Origin of the sequence: Aminobacter aminovorans (genome assembly GCF_900445235.1) — a bacterium.
Taxonomy (GTDB): domain Bacteria; phylum Pseudomonadota; class Alphaproteobacteria; order Rhizobiales; family Rhizobiaceae; genus Aminobacter; species Aminobacter aminovorans.
This window is the reverse complement of the sequence record NZ_UFSM01000001.1, coordinates 1,862,887-1,880,692: the sequence shown is the minus strand read 5'-3', so window position 1 is coordinate 1,880,692 and position 17,806 is coordinate 1,862,887. Positions and strand designations below refer to the sequence as shown.

The following is a 17,806-nucleotide window of genomic DNA, read 5'->3' as shown; positions in this document are numbered from 1 at the left end:
AAAACCCGCCTTCCAGAAGCCACTTCGACGCGTAAGCACCGTTGTGTACTACTTCTGGGTTAACGGCTGTTTGCCACGGAATGTGAGATTTGCTGGATTTCGGTGGATGCCTCAGCCGCGTCCGACATAGGGCATCTTCGTGGCCATGACGGTCATGAACAGCACGTTCGCATCGAGCGGCAGGCCGGCCATGTAGACCACCGCCTCGGCGACGCGGGCGACGTCCATCACCGCTTCGGCTGAAATCGAACCGTCGGCCTGCTGGACGCCGACGGTCATCGGCACGGCCATGTCGGTCAGCGCATTGCCGATGTCGATCTGGCCGCAGGCGATGTCGAACGGCCGTCCGTCCAGCGCCAGCGTCTTGGTCAGCCCCGTGATGGCGTGCTTGGTCGCTGTGTAGGGCACAGAACCCGGGCGCGGCGCATGAGCCGAGACGGAACCGTTGTTGATGATGCGCCCTCCCATCGGCTCCTGCCGGCGCATCGCCGCGAAGGCAGCCCGAGAACACAGGAATGTCCCGGTGAGATTGACCGACACGACGTCGTTCCAGGCCTCGACGGGGATCTCGTCGATTGTCGACGCCTTGTAGCCCATGCCGGCATTGTTGAAGAGCAGATCGACGCGGCCGAAGGCCTCGGTGATGGTCTCGAACATGTCGTCGACCTGGTCGGGCCTGGTCACGTCGCAGACGATGGCAAGCGCCTTGGCGTCGGTCTTGCCGGCCTCGCGGATCGCCTCATCGATCGCATGCTTGCTGCGACCGCAGAAGACGGTGTTCCAGCCATCCTTGAGCAGCGCGGTTGCCACCGCCTTGCCGATGCCCTTGCCGGCACCCGTGACCACTGCAACCCTGTTGCTTGCCATGAAGAAGCTCCCCTCCCTGCGCATGACCGATCGCCGGTGGCAGATCATTGGTAGCTCGGGCAGTCTAAAGCACAGCCCCGGAAATCGAAATAGCACGGCGCATCGTTGACAAACGGCCGGAGTTTGGAGGGCCGTAATCACACAAAAAGGGCGGTCATTGGCGACCGCCCAGTCTTTGATCGAACCGTGCTTGGGAGGAGGAGAGCCGATCCGAGTAAGAAAATGATGCGCCTGGGCGGTTAACAAATCCTTAACGCGAAAAATCGCCTTTTAGGCACCGCCCGGCACATCCTGGTCGCCTACCAGCGCGGGTTGACCTGCGGATTGGCGGATGACTCGACGACCGGCACCTTGACGCTCGAAACGGTCGCCTCGATGTGGTCGACAAGCGCATCCGGCAGTTGCAGGCGGCCGGCAAGCAGATCGAGATAGCCACGCTCGGCGCGGGTGTCGGGATCGATCGCCAGGCGCGAGGCGGTGTAGAGCTCGACCTTCTGCGCCTCGGTCTGGGCGGCAGCGACGATCGCGTCGAGATCGAGCGGCGAATTGAGCTCTTCCATCAGGAACTGCTCGGCGTCGGAGCCGATGCCCGACAGGCTGAGCTTGTCACCGATCTTCTTGCGCTCGTCTTCATCGATATGGCCATCGGCCTTGGCGGCGGCGATCATGGCGCGGATCAGCGTCAGCACAAACTCGGTTTCGCCCTGCGGTGCCTGCGACGGGTGGAAGGAATTGTCGGACGGCGGCGGCAGGAGCTGCGGCTCGGCATCGGGGGCAGCCGCGGTCTGCTCGGGGGCATTGCCGGCCTTGTAGTTCTGGTAGGCCTTGTATGCGAGACCACCAATGGCAGCGAGACCACCAACCTTCAGCGCCGTACCCGCCACCTGACGGCCGGCACCGGTGCCGAGCAGCACGGCGACCAAAGCGCCGGCAGCAAGCGGGTTGTCCTTGGCCATTTGGGTCGCCTGCCCGGCCTTGTCGCGCACGGTGGAGCCGGTTCCCGGGATCTTGGAGCCGAGGAGATCGTCGAGCAGCTTCTTGGGGTCGAACATGGATGCCTCCGGTTGGAATGTCGGTCGCCGAGAGGTAGGCGGACGATCAAGACATTACAATGACGCCGGCCAATTTGGCGAGGCTGGCCGGCGGCGGAGGGTCAACTGCCGATATGTGGGTTCGAGCCACGTTGTTCCGCCAGTTCGACCTGGCGGTGGCGCTCGGCGTAGCGGGCGCGATCCTCGTCGGTGCGAGCGTCATGGCAATGCGGGCAGGACACGCCAGCCTCGAACTTCGGCGACAAGAGCTCGTCAGGCATCAGCGGATGCCGGCAGGCACGGCACAGTTCGGCCGCGCCCACGGCAAGCCCGTGCGACACCGACACGCGCTCGTCGAAGACGAAGCACTCGCCTTGCCATAGGCTCTCTTCAGCGGGCACATCTTCGAGATATTTGAGGATGCCGCCCTTGAGATGGAAGACATCGTCGATGCCGATCGACTTCACGTAAGCCGTGGCCTTCTCGCAGCGAATGCCACCGGTGCAGAACATCGCTACCTTCCTGCCTTCAAGTTCGCTGCGGTGGTTTTCGACCCAGGCCGGAAACTCACGGAAACTCTTGGTCTGCGGATCGACAGCGCCAGAGAACGTACCGATCGACACTTCATAATCATTGCGGGTGTCGACGACGATGGTGTCGGGATCGGAGATCAGCGCGTTCCAGTCACCAGCCTCGACATAGGCGCCGACGCTTGCAAGCGGGTCGATGCCCTCGACGCCCATGGTGACGATTTCACTTTTGAGCCGCACCTTCATGCGATGGAACGGCATCTCTTCGGCAGTGCTGTACTTGACCTCGAGGCCGACGAACTCCGGCATGGCTTCGAGATGGGCGATAAGTTCGGCAATCGCCTCTGCGGTGCCGGCGACGGTACCGTTGATGCCCTCGCGCGCGAGCAGCAGCGTTCCCTTGATGCCGCGGCCGCAGCAGAAGGCGGCGAGCGACGCGCGCAGCGCCTCGTAACCTTCGAGCCGACAGAAGCGGTAGAGGGCGGCAACGCGGAAGAATGGCTGGGGTGTCGACGGTTTCATGGCGTGACGCACTAGCGCCTTGGTCGTTTTTTTTCAACGTGCAGCTGAAAGCAGAACGATTACAGTCTTTTGTCGAATCGACCTGTGGCCAGCGGCTTCTCACCGGACGCCTGGATATGGAGAATGTCGCGCATGTTCAGCAGGCAGACGGCAACGGAAATCGAAAAAGCGGCCCAGGAGTTCGGGCTCGAACCGGCAGCACTGCTCGCCATTGCCGAGATCGAGAGTGCCGGCCAGGTATTCGCCAAGGTTGAAGGCCGCAACGAGCCGCTGATCCGCTTCGAGGGGCATTATTTCGACCGCAGGCTTTCCGGCGCAGCACGGGATCGCGCCCGCGCCGAAGGCCTGGCCTCGCCGAATGCGGGCGCAGTCGCCAACCCGCGTGCCCAGGCGGCGCGGTGGCAGCTTCTCGACAGGGCGGCCGCTATCGACCATCAGGCCGCCTATGAATCGACCTCCTGGGGTCTGGGCCAGGTGATGGGCGCGCATTGGCAGTGGCTCGGCTTCAACGATGTCGATGCACTTGTGACCGAGGCGCGTTCCGGAGCTGCCGGCCAGGCGCGGCTGATGGCGCGATATCTCGACAAGGCAGGACTCACCGGCGCACTGAACGGGCACGACTGGGAAGCCGTCGGCCACGGCTACAACGGACCCGGTTTCCGCAAGAACGGCTACCACCTCAAGCTGTCGGAGGCTTACACGAGGCAGTTCGACGGCCCTGCCCCCGGCGACCGCACGATGACGGTCGGATCGCGCGGCGAGCTTGTGACCGAGTTGCAGGAAGCGCTGGTTGCCCTGGGATATCCCATGGATACGGACGGCATCTACGGGCCGGGCACGGCAACTGCGGTCAAGCGGTTTCAGGCCGATCATGGCCTTGCTGCAGATGGCATTGCCGGAGAACGTACCCAGGCAGCCATCGCCAGTGCCCTACCCTTCAGTGGCAGTGGTATGTGGTCGAAGCTCAAGGTCTGGTTCGCCGGGCTTGTCGGCAGGGCATAGACGGCAAGCCCGGCAAGGCGTAGGGCCTCGGTGGACGCAGCGGCCCCGCCTTTTGGGCGCAACACCATGTCGCGACCGGCTTCGTGGACTCAGAATGGCGGGTCTGTTAAATCGGTTGAAAATTCACAGCGGAGCGAATGCCATGACCAGCAAAACCCAGCAACTGCTTGCATTGCTCGATGGCCAGCCAGTCATTCCGGTGCTGAAGATCGAGCGTGCGGCCGACGCCGTGCCGCTGGCCCGCGCGCTGGCGCGTGGCGGCCTCAAGGCGATCGAGATCACGCTCAGGACCGACGAAGCGCTGGAATGCATCCGCCGTGTCGCCGCCGAGGTAGAGGATTGCATCGTCGGTGCCGGCACCATCCTGAATGCGCGGCAGTTCGACGAGGCTGTCGCCGCCGGTTCGAAATTCATCGTCAGCCCCGGCCTGACGCGCGAACTGGCTGCCCACGCCGCCCAGAGCGACGTGCCGCTGCTGCCGGGCACCATTACGCCAGGCGAGATCATGGGCGCGCTTGAAGCCGGCCTCGACTTCCTGAAGTTCTTCCCCGCCGAGCAGGCCGGTGGCGCGTCCTTCCTCAAGGCCTTGGCATCGCCGATCGCCGGCGTGAAATTCTGCCCGACCGGCGGCGTCTCGGCCAAGAACGCGATGGATTATCTCAGCCTGCCGAATGTCGTCTGCGTCGGTGGCTCGTGGGTCGCCCCCGACGACATGGTCAAGGCAGCCGATTGGACCGGCATCGAGGCACTCGCTGCCGAGGCAAACAAGCTGCGCAAGAACTGAGGTTTCTTCCCTCCGCCCCCTGCGGGAGAAGGGAATCAAAAGGCCGCGCTGGTTGCCCAGCGCGGCCTTTTCATTTGTCTGGATGGCGATCAGTTCGTCGAGAACCGGGCCACCGAGAGGAACTTCACGGCGCTGCCCGAGAATTTGTGGGCATTTGCCGACTGGTCATCCTGCTGGAAGCCCGACGTGTAGACTTCGGTCGGTGCGGTGCGGACCATGTTGTAGGCAAAACCGGGCGCTTTGGTATTGGTCGTAACCGTCGTAACCTGAGTGCCGCTGCGCAGTGCCCATCGTGCAGCGTCGGGCGCTGCGGCAACGACCACGGCCTTTGGATCGGGCTTGGCTTCCTGGGCCGAAGGCCGGGCCGACTTGCGCGTCGTCTTGACGTTACCACCGACGGCCGCGGCGGGATCGCTACCGGACGAAGCCGTGACGATCGCGTTCTTGGGCGTGGCAGTTGCGACCGTCTCAGGTTGATCGAAAACGGAACGCGGCTCCGGCTGCGGTGCAAGAGACGCGATTTCGAGTTCGTCCTGGGTCGACTCATCTTCGGCGGGAATGTCGTTTGCAGCGGCCAGGGCTGCTTCAACAGTCATGTCCTGTGGACGGGCCGACGGCAGCGGCGCGGAAACGTCTCTGGCCGTGGCAGGCGCGTCATCGGTCGACGCCAGCGCCATCAGCACGGTCTGGTCCTCGGGCTTGAGCTCCGCCGGCGGGTTGTAATTCGGGCGCCAGGTCGGCAGCGGTACATTGGCTGCGATCTGCTGCTCGACTGCAGTCGGCTGCTCGCCTTCGGCAAGCGGCACTGAGGCAGCACCGAACGGCACATTCTCGGCAGTCGCCATGCCAACCTCGGCCTGCGGCCGCGGCGCTACGCCAGGCAATGGCACGCTGCGCGCCGGAAGCGCGGCGATAATGGTCTCGGGTGCCTGCTGGTCAGGTGCCTCGTCGGCCACCTGCGGCAGTTCGGCACGCTGAGCATTCTCTGGCGCCACGATCTGAATGCCGGGCAGCGGCTTGGCTGCGGCCGGAGCTTCGGCGGTGGCCTTGGTTGGCGCCTTCTTCGGCTGAACGGCGGCCACAGCGATTTCGCCGGTATCCTCTTCCTCGTCGGCGCCACCGCCGAACAGCGCGGCAAACAGGCCGCCGCTGCGCTTGGCAGGTGCGGCACTTGCAAGCACGAAGTCACCGCTCGCCTTGCGCGACTGATAGGATGCCAATGCCTGCTCGAAGCCGGGCAGCGGCTTACCGTCGCTCGGGACGTGCAGGGTCTTGCCCGATGGGAACACGGCAACGAGTTCCTTGCGGCTCATGCGCGGCCAGTGGCGCACATTGCCGACATCCATGTGGACGAAGGGCGAACCGGAGCGCGGATAATAGCCGACGCCGCCGGCCTGGACACGCAGGCCCGCGTCACGCAGCTTCTTCAGCGGCACGCCGGGGATGAAAAAGTCCATCGCCTTGCCGAGCATGTGCTGGCTTTTTTCCGCAACGCCGCTGGAGCGGCTGCGCAGCAGCGAATTGGTTGCCGGCGAGCGATAGGCAGAGACGACGTGGATGTAGTCGCGGCCGCCGGCCGAGCGATAGGCCTCCCAGACGACGTCGAACAGACGTGGGTCCATCCTGGTCGGCTCGTTGCGGCGCCAGTCGCGCAGGAACTGATTGAGCTTCTTGAGGCCGGCCTGGTCGTAGCGGCCGTTACGCTTGAACGTGATTTCCGCCCGCTCACCCGTATGGGTGTAATACAGCTTGAGTGTCCGCGTTTCGGCGGAGGCGGTTGCCTGCGAGGCTGTCAGGAAACCGAACGTTAGCATCGCGGCTGTAAGCCACTTCTGCCAACCATTCGATTTCGAGCGACGCCCTTCGGTGTTCTCGATCCTATTCAAATCAAAAGGCCCTGTTAGGCTGCCATCTGTCCCCGGATTTGAAGCCCGGACACGCTTACGGATTCGCGTCCGAATATCGATCCTAATGGTTAATCACTGCTTATTGAAGGCGAAATGCGGTAACACCATGGCGATATCCCAGCAAAAAGGAATCGCGCCTTTTCATGGTAAACTACTGGTTTAAACCACAAAAACTCCACTGAACAAATACGCACGAAACTGTACAGCGCTGCGTCCCGCAAGCGACACGCAAGCTTTAAATCAAAATGAGCGGCAACAAAACATCAAGATGCGAGTCGCTCGCTGCGACCAGTCTCGGGATCGATGCCGTATTCCTTGAGCTTACGATACAGCGTCGAGCGGCCGATTCCCAGTCGCCTGGCGACCTCGCTCATCTGACCGTTGTAGTGGTCGATGGCGAGCCGGATCATCTCGAACTCAACGTCGGCAAGCGCCCTGACATTGCCGCGCTCGTCTAGCGCACGCAGCATTCCCGGCCGGACGCGCTCCGATGCCGGCGGCTGGAGGGCCGTGGGCGGCGCCTGCCTTTCGATGACGACGCCGGCCTTGGCCGGCGTGGCATCGCCGCCGAGATCGACGACGCCTTCGACCTGGGCGCGGATCTGAGGAAACTCGTCCTCGGTAAGCACGTCGCCCTCTGACAGCACGCAGGCACGGAATACCGCGTTTTCGAGCTGCCTGATGTTGCCCGGCCAATCATAGGCCCGCAGCAGTGCAAGCGCACCTTCCGAGATCATCGGGATTCGGCCGTGCGGACTGGCAGGTGCAACGCGCGAGATGAAATGGCTGACCAACAGCGGAATGTCGTCGCGGCGGTCGCGCAGCGGCGGCACGAAGATCGGATAGACGTTGAGGCGGTAGAACAGATCCTCGCGGAACTTGCTGTCCTTGACCTGCTGCAGGAGGTTGCGATGCGTCGCCGAGATCAGCCGGATGTCGACCTTGACCGTCGCGCGGCCACCGACCGGATCGACCTCACCCTCCTGCACCGCGCGCAACAGCTTGACCTGCACGTCGAGTGGCAGGTCGCCGATCTCGTCGAGGAACAGCGTGCCGTGGTTGGCCTCGACGAACTTGCCAGGATGTTTTTCGGTCGCACCGGTGAACGAGCCTTTCTCGTGGCCGAACAGGATGCTTTCGACAAGGTTTTCGGGAATGGCGCCGCAATTGACGGTGACGAACGGTTTCGACCGGCGGTCGCCGGAGCCTTGTATGGCGCGGGCAACAAGCTCCTTGCCGACACCCGATTCGCCCTCGATCAGGATCGGGATGTTGGATGCGGCTGCCTTCTGGCCGAGACGGATGACACGGTCCATCGCCGGGCTACGGGTGACCATGTCGCGGAAGGTCAGCAAGCCGCTGCCGCGGCGGGCGGTGCGCCGCACCTGGTCCTCGACCGCCTCCACCTTGAGCGCATTGACGATTGCCGCCGCCAACCTGTCCGGCGAGGCCGGCTTGACGACGAAGTCGAAGGCGCCGTTGCGCATCGCCGAAACCACGGTTTCGATGCCGCCTTGCGCCGTCTGGACGATGACCGGAAGACCGATGCCACGTTCGCGCATCGCCTTGAGCACGCCGATGCCGTCGAGCCCGGGCATCGACAGGTCGAGAATGATCACGCCGATCTCGCCGGCGCGCGGTCCATCGAGCATCCGAAGCGCCGCTTCGCCGCCGTCGACAGCAATTGCGGTGTGGCCGAATTTCGTCACCGCGGCGTCGACGAGGCGACGTTGTACGGGATCGTCATCGACTATGAGAATCGAACCTGCCATGAATGTCCGCAATATGCCCGCAGCTGCTGATTGGATGTGGATCATCCTGGCACAGGGTTCTAAATAAGGTTTCAAGAAAGCCGGTGAACGAATCCCTTAGGATTGAATCTAACCGGCCCAGGATAGTGAAAAGGAAGACGCAATGCGTTGGAATTCCGGGCAACAGATGTCGGCCACTGCCTCCGCCGGGAGCGCGGCAGGGCTGGGCGACCTGCCCGAATGGAACCTCGCCGACCTCTATTCCAGCATGGACGCGCCCGAACTCGCCCGCGATCTCGATAAGGCCTCGGCTGATGCCGTCGCCTTCGAGGCACGCTGGAAAGGCACCCTTGCCATCGAGGCCGGACGCGGCGGCGCAGGCAAGCTCGGCGAGGCAATGCGTACTTATGAGGCACTGGAAGAGCTGGTTGGCCGCGTCGTCTCCTATGCCGGCCTCGTCTATGCCGGCGACACATCCGACCCCAAGCGCTCGAAGCTCTATGGCGACGTGCAGGAGAAGATGACAGATGCCAGCGCGCATCTGTTGTTCTTCGCGCTCGAACTGAACCTGGTCGACGACGAGCTCATCCTCAAGGCGCTCGATACAGATCCGGCGTTCGGCCACTACCGCCCCTGGGTGCTCGACCTCCGCAAGGACAAACCCTACCAGCTCGAAGACCGGGTCGAGCAGCTGTTCCACGAAAAGTCGATCACCGGGCGCGGCGCCTGGAACCGGCTGTTCGACGAGACCATGACCGACTTGCGCTTCAACATCGGCGGCGAGGAGCTGGCGCTGGAACCGGCGCTGAACATGCTGCAGGACCCTGACGGCGAGGTCCGCAAGGCGGCATCCGACGCCCTCGCAGCGACCTTCCGCAAGAACCAGCGCGTCTTCACGCTGATCACCAACACCCTGTCCAAGGACAAGGAAATCTCTGACCGTTGGCGCGGCTTCGAGGACATCGCCGACTCGCGCCACCTCGCCAACCGCGTCGAGCGCGAGGTTGTCGACGCGCTTGCCGCCGCCGTCCGCGAGGCCTACCCGCGCCTGTCGCATCGCTACTACAAGATGAAGGCCAAGTGGCTCGGCATGGAGGTGATGAACCACTGGGACCGCAATGCGCCGCTGCCGGAGACGCCGCAGGCGACGATCGGCTGGGACGACGCCAAGGATACGGTGCTGACCGCCTACCAGCGTTTCTCGCCCGAGATGGCCGAGATCGCGCGCGATTTCTTCGACCGCCGCTGGATCGACGCGCCGGTGCGCCCCGGCAAGGCGCCGGGTGCCTTTGCCCATCCGACGGTGCCGTCGGCGCACCCCTACGTGCTGCTCAACTACATGGGCAAGCCGCGCGACGTCATGACACTTGCCCATGAACTCGGCCATGGCGTGCACCAGGTCCTGGCCGCCGGCCAGGGAGCGCTGATGGCCTCGACGCCGCTGACGCTGGCCGAGACGGCAAGCGTTTTCGGCGAGATGCTGACTTTCCGCTCGCTGCTCGACCGCACCACAGACAAGCGCGAGCGCAAGGCGATGCTGGCGCAGAAGGTCGAAGACATGATCAACACAGTCGTGCGCCAGATCGCCTTCTACGAGTTCGAGCGCAAGGTGCATTCCGAGCGCAAGAACGGCGAGCTGACCTCGGACCAGCTCGGCCAGTTCTGGCTTGAGGTGCAGGCCGAGAGCCTGGGACCCGCGATCAAGCTGCGCGAAGGCTACGAGGTGTTCTGGTCGTATATCCCGCACTTCATCCACTCGCCCTTCTACGTCTATGCCTATGCCTTCGGCGATTGTCTGGTGAACTCGCTCTATGCCGTCTACCAGAATGCCGAGGGTGGCTTTCAGGAGAAGTATTTCGAGATGCTGCGCGCCGGCGGCACCAAGCATCATTCGGAGCTTCTGAAGCCGTTCGGGCTCGACGCCACCGATCCGGCTTTCTGGCAGAAGGGGCTTGCTGTCGTTGGCAGCCTCATCGACGAACTGGAAGCGCTGGACTGATCGCCGGCGCATTCCCAGGCAACTGAAGTCATGACTGGTCCCCAATCCCCCTTCGTCCTGTTCCGGGACGACCCAGCCGGCCGCGAGGTGTTGTTCGAGGCACCGCGCGAGATCATCGTTGCGCATGATGCGGCGGACTTTTTCCCGGCTCTGCAGGCAGCGCAGAAGGCCCACGAACAGGGCAAGTGGCTCGTCGGCTACTTCTCTTACGAGGCCGGCTACCTGCTCGAACCGAAGTTGCGACCGCTGCTGCCCGAGGGCCGGCGCACGCCGCTGGTCTGTCTCGGCGTCTTCGACCAGCCATCTGACAACGACCGTCCGGCGTCGCGCGCGGCGGTCACCAATGGACCGATCTTCGATGCGCGGGCGACATGGTCGGAGGCGGACTATGAACGCCGCTTCAACAAGCTGCATCAGCATCTGCGCCAGGGCGACTGCTACCAGGCCAACCTCACCTTTCCGGTCCAGGCGCAATGGTCTGGCACCCCGCTCGACGCCTTTGACGCCTTGATTGCCAGGCAGCCCGTGAAGTACGGCTCGCTCGTCTCGCTCGGCGGCCCAACGGTGCTGTCGCGTTCGCCCGAACTGTTTTTTGAGATCGACGGCGACGGCTGGATCGAGACCCATCCGATGAAAGGCACAGCCCCACGCGGCAAGACGCCGGAGGAGGATGCTGCCCTCAAGGATTTCCTGCGCAACGACGAGAAGAACCAAGCGGAAAACCGCATGATCGTCGACCTGTTGCGCAACGACATCTCGCTGATTACCGAAGTCGGCACACTCGATGTGCCCGAGCTGTTCCGCATCGAGAGCTATCCGACCGTGCACCAGATGGTCAGCACCGTGCGGGCGAAGCTGCTGCCCGGGCTCAGCATCGAAAAGATCTTTGCAGCGCTGTTTCCCTGCGGCTCGATTACAGGTGCGCCGAAGATCCGCGCCATGGAGATCCTCCGCGAACTGGAGAGCACCCCGCGCGACGTCTATTGTGGCGCCATCGGCTGGATTGCGCCCGGCGGCACGATGCGCTTTTCGGTGGCGATCCGCACCATCACGCTGCACGAGGATGGCGAGGCCGTCTACAATGTCGGCGGCGGCGTGGTGTTCGATTCGACTGCGGCAGCGGAGTATGCGGAATGTCTTCTGAAAGCGCGCTTCGCCACGGGCACGGTACCGACTTCGAGCTGATCGAGACCATGCGATGGGAGCCGGTCGGCGGCTTTCTCCGCGGCGATCTCCACCTCGCCCGGCTCGAAGCTTCAGCGAAAGCACTGGGCTTCGGCTGTGAACCCGAAATCGTCGGAAAGAGCCTTCGACGTGCGGCTGTTGGCGACGCTGCCCTGCGGGTTCGCCTCGCTCTTGCGGCAGATGGCGGCGTGGATGTCACCACCCAGCCGTTTTCGCCGCTTGCGCCCGATGCCGTTTGGACGATTCGCATCGCCAGGACGCGTCTCGACAGCTCAAATCGGCTGTTGCGTCACAAAACCACGCGCCGCGACGCCTATGACCGCGCCCGCGCCGAGTTTTCCCGCGAAGAAGCCGAGGAGATGATCCTGCTCAATCAGGCAGGAAACGTCTGCGAAGGCACCATCACCAGCATCTTTGTTGACGCTGGCGACACCAGACCGCTCAGGACGCCGGCACTTGCTTGCGGCCTGCTTGCGGGGATATTGCGCGGCGAAATGCTTGCGCGCGGCGAAGCCGTCGAGACGATGTTGAGCTTAGATGACCTCATCGGGGCATCAAGACTGTGGGTGGGAAATTCGCTACGCGGGTTGATCGCGGCAAAGCTGGTGCGAGGTTAGGTTTGACTCACCGTCATAGTCGACTACATTGTCTCCAGATGCATTTGTAGAGCCTGAACATGGCCAGCGAATCCAAATTCTCTATCAGCCTGCCCGACGATCTGCGCAGCGAAGTAGACGATTATGCGACGCTGACGAGACGTTCGCGCGCCTTCATAATCAAGGAAGCCGTGGCCGCTTATGTCGGCGACCAGCAGGCTTATCTTGCCAGCGTTCGCGAGGCCGAACGCGAGGCCGATGAAGGCACTTTCGTGCTTGGAGAAACCGTGACGGATTGGCTGGCGTCATGGGGATCCGACAGAGAACTGCCAGCCCCCGAAGCAGGTGCCGCCGAGACATGACGCTACGCATCCTTCCCCGCGCCGTCCGTTATCTCGCCGAGCTTCGTACCACTATTGCCGCTGATGATCCTGCAATGGCGCAGAAGGTTGGCGACCGCATTATCAAGGCGCTGCGGCTGATCGAGGAACGGCCAGACATCGGTCGCCCGACGGCCGGGCGTGAATCAGTCCGCGAATGCGCCGTGCCCGACCTGCCCTACTTCATTCCGTATCGGGTCAAGGACGGCAACGTCGAAGTTCTGCGCGTCTACCACACACGGCGCAACCGCCCGCCGCAGTGGCCGACCACCCTGTGATCCCTACGCATACGCCTTACGACGGCAGCTCCAAACCTTTCGCCATCGGACTGAAGCAGGCGCAGCCACGCGACTGGATCGAGTTGGATGAGCATCTCGAAGCCTATCTCGCGGAAAAGGACCGTCTATACACGACGATCTCCGACAAGGTATTCGTCGCCGAGCCTGAGACGCGCGCTGCCCAGCAGGAAGTGCTCGATCTTATGGTCGCGCATTTGGTCGAGCGCTATCCGGAGACCTATCGTCTCGAAGGCGGGCGATGCGTCATCTCGGGCTCCGGCCGCTCCGTCGACATCGCCGATGCGGGCGACAATCCACTCGTCGCGGCCTCGAAGCTTGTCCAGGAAGACCTGATCCTGATGCGTCAGGGCGAAAATGGCTGGCGGCTCGCGGCCGGTTCGCTGTGCTTCCCGTCGTCATGGCGGCTGAGCGAGAAATTCGGCAAGGCGATCCACGACATCCACGGCCCAGTGCCGGGCTTCGGCCCGGGCACACGCATGGCCGACTTGATTGCACGCATGTTCGACAAGCTCGCGGTGCTGGTCGAGCGCTTCAACTGGTCGATCCAGGCCGATGGCTCGCTCTATCACCCGCTCTCCGACCGCCAGCGCCTGGCCCGTTCGGCCGAAGCGGATTCGACCTTTCCGGGCGCTGATATCGCTGCCCACGCCTTCATCCGCGTCGAGCGCCAGACCCTGCGCAAGCTGCCCGTTACAGGCGATATCCTGTTCACCATCCGCATCTATCTCGACCCGCTGGCGGTACTCGCGCGCACCCCTGACAGGGCGCAACTGGCCGCCTCCTTCGCCGGACAATTGATGTCTCTCGACCGCGACCAGCTCGACTATAAGGGCCTTGCCGCCGACCGCCACAGGCTGGTCGGCTTCCTCAACGGCATCGCCTCCACCAGCTAAGAATAGCGGCATAACGTCCGGTTCCTACAGCATATGGGAACGCGGATTCGCTTTATTGTGACAAGCATGTATGGTTTAGCCGTTGAAGCCGGGTCAATCGTGGCCCGGCTCTTTTAGTGTGAGAAGGAGTGCCATAAAAAATGGCGAATGAAAAATGGCCCGTTTACGGTGAGATTACTGGTCCTGTTGTGATGATCGGCTTTGGCTCGATCGGTCGCGGAACGCTCCCCCTCATTGAACGCCATTTCAAGTTCGACAAGTCGCGCATGGTGATTATCGATCCCAGCGACGAAAACCGAAAACTCGCGGATGAGCGTGGCATCAAATTCATCCAGGAGGCGGTAACCAAGGACAATTTCAAGGAGCTCTTGACGCCCCTGCTGACCAACGGCAGCGGCCAGGGCTTCTGCGTCAACCTCTCGGTCGACACCGGTTCCGTGGAGCTCATGCATCTGTGCCGCAAGCTCGGCACGCTCTACGTCGACACCGTCATCGAACCCTGGCTCGGCTTCTACTTCAACAACAGCGCCGACAATAGCGAGCGCACCAACTACGCGCTGCGCGAGACCCTGCTTGAAGAACGGCGCAAGCACCCCGGCGGCACCACTGCCGTTTCGACCTGCGGCGCCAATCCGGGCATGGTCTCGTGGTTCGTCAAGCAGGCGCTGGTCAACCTTTCCAAGGATCTGGGCCTTGAGTTCGAGATCCCCGCGACCAACGACCGCGAGGGTTGGGCCGCGCTGATGAAGAAGGCTGGCGTCAAGGGCATCCACATCGCCGAGCGCGACACCCAGCGCACCAAGAACCCCAAGCCGATGAACGTGTTCTGGAACACCTGGTCGGTCGAGGGCTTCATCTCTGAAGGCCTGCAGCCGGCCGAGCTCGGCTGGGGCACGCACGAAACCTGGAAGCCCAAGAACGCCAAGAAGTTCAAGAAGGGCAACAAGGCGGCGATCTATCTCGAGCAGCCGGGCGCCAACACGCGCGTTCGCACCTGGTGCCCGACACCTGGCCCGCAATACGGCTTCCTGGTCACCCACAACGAGGCGATTTCGATCTCCGACTTCTTCACCGTGCGCTCGAAGAAGGGCAAGGTGACCTACCGCCCGACCTGCCACTACGCCTACCATCCCTGCAACGACGCGGTGCTGTCGCTGCACGAGATGTTCGGTGCCGCCGGCAAGGCACAGCCCGTCCATCACGTGCTTGACGAGAACGAACTCGTCGACGGATCGGACGAACTCGGCGTGCTGCTCTATGGCCACGACAAGAATGCCTACTGGTTTGGCTCGCAGCTGACGCTCGAACAGGCGCGCAAGCTTGCGCCTTACCAGAACGCCACTGGTCTGCAGGTGTCTTCCGCCGTGCTCGCCGGCATGGTCTGGGCTCTTGAGAATCCCGAGGCCGGCATAGTCGAAGCCGACGAGGTCGACTACAGGCGCTGCCTTGAAGTGCAAAAGCAGTATCTCGGGCCGGTCAACGGCTACTACACCGACTGGACGCCGCTCGAAGGCCGCCCCGGCCTGTTCGAGGAGGATCTCGACAAGGACGATCCATGGCAGTTCCGCAACATCCTGGTGCGCTGAGTGCCCAGGATTTGAAAACGAAAAGGGCGCCAAACGGCGCCCTTTTTGTTTGATGGATTGGAAGCTGAGGCTACTTGCGCAGCTCGGCCTCGATATCGTCGAGCGCCTTGTCCTTGCCGATGCCGGTCAAGAAAGCGAGCCCCTTGATCACCGGAACCGTCACCGATGCCGAGATCGGCGTCGTCGAAACGATGAGATCGACATTGTCGGCGAGGCTTGGCACTTCGGTTGCCTTGCATTGCATGGCGTTGAAGGTCAACCCGCGCGACTTCATGGCTTCGGTGACGGCGGCGTTGACCGCCGTCGACGTGGCGACGCCGGTGCCGCAGGCAAAGAGAACGGTCTTCTGTTTGGCCATCTGATATATCCCTTGCTGCGGCTAGCCGATTACCGAGGCGATGTCTTCGAACGTCTTGGCGTTGCTGAGGCTGGAAAGCGCTGCCTCGCTCTGGATCGTGTCCATGATTTCCTGAAGCATGTCTATCTGCTTGTCCTTGTCATTGATGGCAAGGAGAAACACGAAGCCAACCGGTACCGCCTCGTCGGGGTCTTCCATATTGGCGAAATCGACCGGCTGCCGCAGCACCGCCAGCGCGATGCCTGGCTTCAGCACATGTTCCGGATCGGTATGCGGGATGGCGACGTTGAGCGCATAGCCGAGCGGCAGGCCGGTCGGCATCGTCGTCTCGCGCTTCACCACCGCATCCGCGTAGGATGCCTTCACATAGCCGAGCGCCTCGAGCTTGCCGGCAAGCAGGCGGATGACCGCTTCGTTGTCGTGCGCCTCGACCCCCAGGGCAATGGCTTGGGGGTCGAGAAAATTCATCAAGGCTCGCGCCATTCAATTACTCCAGTGTCCGAGACCGGCGACCGCGCCGCCGGTCCGGGTTTTCGATATCAGGCGTTGGCCGTAGCCTTGGCGCGGATGGCAGGGGTTGCCTCCTCGGCTTCATCCTCGGCACCTGCCGCGCGCTCCCATGCCGCGCTGTTGCGGCGATAGAGGACGAACAGCAGGGCGATCGCGGCTGCGAGCAGCACCAGGCCGGCGATGGCGAGGCCCTGGATCGCTTCGATGATCACGTAGGGGATCCACAGGAAGCCGTCGACGACCGAGGTGATCTGCACCGCGTTGGCCGGCATCTGGAAGCCCGACGAGACGGCAGCGCTGGTGAACAGCGGCGCCAGTGCGTTGGCGACGTAGAAGCCGAGCGCCAGCGTGACGGTACCGACGATGACCATGCGGAAGACGTTGCCTTTGAGCAGCGGTGCCGTCATGGCGACGATGAACGGAATGACCGCGAGGTCGGCGAACAGGATGACGCGGTTGCCGGGCAGGATGACCGACAGCACGATGGCGATCGGTACCAGGATCAGCGACGAAGAGATCGCCGCGGGGTGACCGATCAGGATCGCCGAGTCGAGGCCGACCAGCAGTTCGCGGTCGCCGGTGCGCTTGCGGACGAACTCCTGGGCCGCATCCGACACAGGCAGCAGGCCTTCCATCAGCACCTTCACCATGCGCGGCAGAAGCAGCATCACGGCGGCCAGCGTCATGCCTGTCGTCAACACCTTGGAAAGCACCGTGCCGAAGTCGCCGGCGTTGTAGTAGGCGATCAGACCGAGCACGAGGCCGATGATCAGGCCTAGCACGACTGGCTCGCCGAAGACACCGAAGCGCTTCTCGATGGTCTCGGTCGAGATGTTGATCTTGTTGATGCCGGGAATGCGGTCCATGACCCAGTTCAGCACGATGGCGATCGGCAGGATCTGCGCCGACGCCAGATGCGGCACCGACACGCCGGGAATGCCATAGAACTGCTGCACGGCGCGTGCCGACCAGTCGGCGAACAGCAACGCAAGGGCTGCGACCAGTGCTGCAACCACCAGGCCGTAGCCCAGGCTGCCGGTGGCGGCGGTGGCCAGCGAGCCGACGAAGGCGAAATGCCAGAAATTCCAGACGTCGACGTTCAGCGTGCGCGTCCAGCGCAGCAGGAGCAGCGCGATGTTGACTGCGATGCCGATCGGAATGACCCACAGGCCGACAGACGAGCCGAAGGCGATGGCCGCGGCCGAAGGCCAGCCGACATCGACGATGTCACGTTGGATGCCGGTATTGGTGACGATCGCCTTGGCGACGTCGCCGATCGAGCCCAGCATCAGGCCAAGCACCAGATTGATGCCGATGAAAGCGACGCCGATGGTGATGGCGGCGCGGAACGCCTTGCCCACCTTGGCGCCAAGAACCACAGCGATGATGAAAATGACGATGGGCAACAGTACCGTTGCACCAAGCGTATCCACGGCCGCTTTCAGGCCGGTCAAGAACGAATCCATTTTGCCTCCCCAAGGCGTCTAAGCTGCTCCAGGCACATCCCTAGCCTAGAACTTTTGTGTTTGACGATATACGAAAGTTGCATCGTTTACGAAAACTGTCAATCTGCCCATACGGTCCTGGCGGACCGACGGGCGGGCAA

17 protein-coding genes are annotated in these 17,806 nt (G+C 63.0%); 9 read left to right on the top strand and 8 right to left on the bottom strand.

Annotated elements, in window-relative coordinates:
* Window positions 1-111: 111 nt before the first annotated feature.
* The 3 genes from DY201_RS09185 to trhO form a co-directional block, all read right to left on the bottom strand.
* Window positions 112-867, bottom strand: a complete 756-nt coding sequence (locus tag DY201_RS09185) for an SDR family oxidoreductase (RefSeq protein ID WP_115733688.1) — start codon at window positions 865-867, stop codon at window positions 112-114.
* 299 nt (window positions 868-1,166) lie between these two features.
* Window positions 1,167-1,919, bottom strand: a complete 753-nt coding sequence (locus DY201_RS09180; RefSeq protein ID WP_115730931.1) for a tellurite resistance TerB family protein — start codon at window positions 1,917-1,919, stop codon at window positions 1,167-1,169.
* Window positions 1,920-2,020: 101 nt separating this feature from the next.
* Window positions 2,021-2,950: an oxygen-dependent tRNA uridine(34) hydroxylase TrhO gene (gene trhO, locus DY201_RS09175; RefSeq protein WP_115730930.1), complete on the bottom strand. Its 930-nt coding sequence runs from the start codon at window positions 2,948-2,950 to the stop codon at window positions 2,021-2,023.
* Window positions 2,951-3,073: 123 nt separating this feature from the next.
* Between trhO and DY201_RS09170 the strand changes: the two genes are divergently transcribed.
* Complete coding sequence (locus DY201_RS09170) at window positions 3,074-3,952, top strand: N-acetylmuramidase domain-containing protein (RefSeq protein WP_280959925.1); 879 nt, start codon at window positions 3,074-3,076, stop codon at window positions 3,950-3,952.
* Between the two features lie 142 nt (window positions 3,953-4,094).
* A complete protein-coding gene (locus tag DY201_RS09165) occupies window positions 4,095-4,736 on the top strand; it encodes a 2-dehydro-3-deoxy-phosphogluconate aldolase (RefSeq protein WP_115730929.1) in 642 nt (213 codons plus the stop codon).
* A gap of 89 nt (window positions 4,737-4,825) precedes the next feature.
* Here DY201_RS09165 and mepK read toward each other — a convergent pair whose 3' ends face one another.
* Together mepK and DY201_RS09155 are read right to left on the bottom strand one after the other, a co-directional pair.
* Window positions 4,826-6,550 (bottom strand): peptidoglycan L,D-endopeptidase MepK, encoded by a 1,725-nt coding sequence (gene mepK, locus DY201_RS09160; RefSeq protein ID WP_115730928.1) that lies wholly within the window; start codon window positions 6,548-6,550, stop codon window positions 4,826-4,828.
* 356 nt (window positions 6,551-6,906) lie between these two features.
* Entirely contained in the window at window positions 6,907-8,415 is a 1,509-nt protein-coding gene (locus DY201_RS09155) for a sigma-54-dependent transcriptional regulator (protein ID WP_115730927.1), read from the bottom strand.
* Between the two features lie 142 nt (window positions 8,416-8,557).
* Here DY201_RS09155 and DY201_RS09150 point away from each other — a divergent pair, with 142 nt between their 5' ends.
* The 7 genes from DY201_RS09150 to DY201_RS09120 all read left to right on the top strand — a co-directional run bounded on the left by DY201_RS09150 (window position 8,558) and on the right by DY201_RS09120 (window position 15,332).
* A complete protein-coding gene (locus DY201_RS09150; protein WP_115730926.1) occupies window positions 8,558-10,393 on the top strand; it encodes a M3 family oligoendopeptidase in 1,836 nt (611 codons plus the stop codon).
* A 30-nt stretch (window positions 10,394-10,423) separates the two neighbouring features.
* On the top strand, window positions 10,424-11,578 hold the full coding sequence (locus DY201_RS09145) for an aminodeoxychorismate synthase component I (RefSeq protein ID WP_115730925.1): 1,155 nt from the start codon (window positions 10,424-10,426) through the stop codon (window positions 11,576-11,578).
* Window positions 11,527-12,195, top strand: coding sequence for an aminotransferase class IV family protein (locus tag DY201_RS09140; RefSeq protein ID WP_115730924.1), 669 nt, complete (start codon window positions 11,527-11,529; stop codon window positions 12,193-12,195). Before DY201_RS09145 ends, DY201_RS09140 begins: the two co-directional genes overlap by 52 nt.
* Window positions 12,196-12,254: 59 nt before the next feature.
* Window positions 12,255-12,536, top strand: coding sequence for a CopG family ribbon-helix-helix protein (locus DY201_RS09135; protein WP_115730923.1), 282 nt, complete (start codon window positions 12,255-12,257; stop codon window positions 12,534-12,536).
* Window positions 12,533-12,832: a type II toxin-antitoxin system RelE/ParE family toxin gene (locus DY201_RS29425; RefSeq protein WP_245431938.1), complete on the top strand. Its 300-nt coding sequence runs from the start codon at window positions 12,533-12,535 to the stop codon at window positions 12,830-12,832. The genes DY201_RS09135 and DY201_RS29425 overlap by 4 nt, the downstream gene beginning before the upstream one ends.
* Window positions 12,829-13,746 carry a heme-dependent oxidative N-demethylase family protein gene (locus tag DY201_RS09125; protein ID WP_245431937.1) on the top strand — a complete coding sequence of 306 codons (918 nt, stop codon included), beginning with the start codon at window positions 12,829-12,831 and terminating at the stop codon, window positions 13,744-13,746. Before DY201_RS29425 ends, DY201_RS09125 begins: the two co-directional genes overlap by 4 nt.
* Before the next feature lie 140 nt (window positions 13,747-13,886).
* Complete coding sequence (locus DY201_RS09120; protein ID WP_115730920.1) at window positions 13,887-15,332, top strand: homospermidine synthase; 1,446 nt, start codon at window positions 13,887-13,889, stop codon at window positions 15,330-15,332.
* Between the two features lie 70 nt (window positions 15,333-15,402).
* Here DY201_RS09120 and DY201_RS09115 read toward each other — a convergent pair whose 3' ends face one another.
* Genes DY201_RS09115 through DY201_RS09105 form a run of 3 tightly spaced genes read right to left on the bottom strand, consistent with a single transcriptional unit; the run spans window position 15,403 to window position 17,666 of the window.
* A complete protein-coding gene (locus tag DY201_RS09115; RefSeq protein ID WP_115730919.1) occupies window positions 15,403-15,690 on the bottom strand; it encodes a PTS sugar transporter subunit IIB in 288 nt (95 codons plus the stop codon).
* A gap of 21 nt (window positions 15,691-15,711) precedes the next feature.
* A complete protein-coding gene (locus DY201_RS09110) occupies window positions 15,712-16,173 on the bottom strand; it encodes a PTS sugar transporter subunit IIA (protein ID WP_115730918.1) in 462 nt (153 codons plus the stop codon).
* A 56-nt stretch (window positions 16,174-16,229) separates the two neighbouring features.
* Window positions 16,230-17,666: a PTS galactitol transporter subunit IIC gene (locus DY201_RS09105; RefSeq protein WP_115730917.1), complete on the bottom strand. Its 1,437-nt coding sequence runs from the start codon at window positions 17,664-17,666 to the stop codon at window positions 16,230-16,232.
* Window positions 17,667-17,806: the final 140 nt, after the last annotated feature.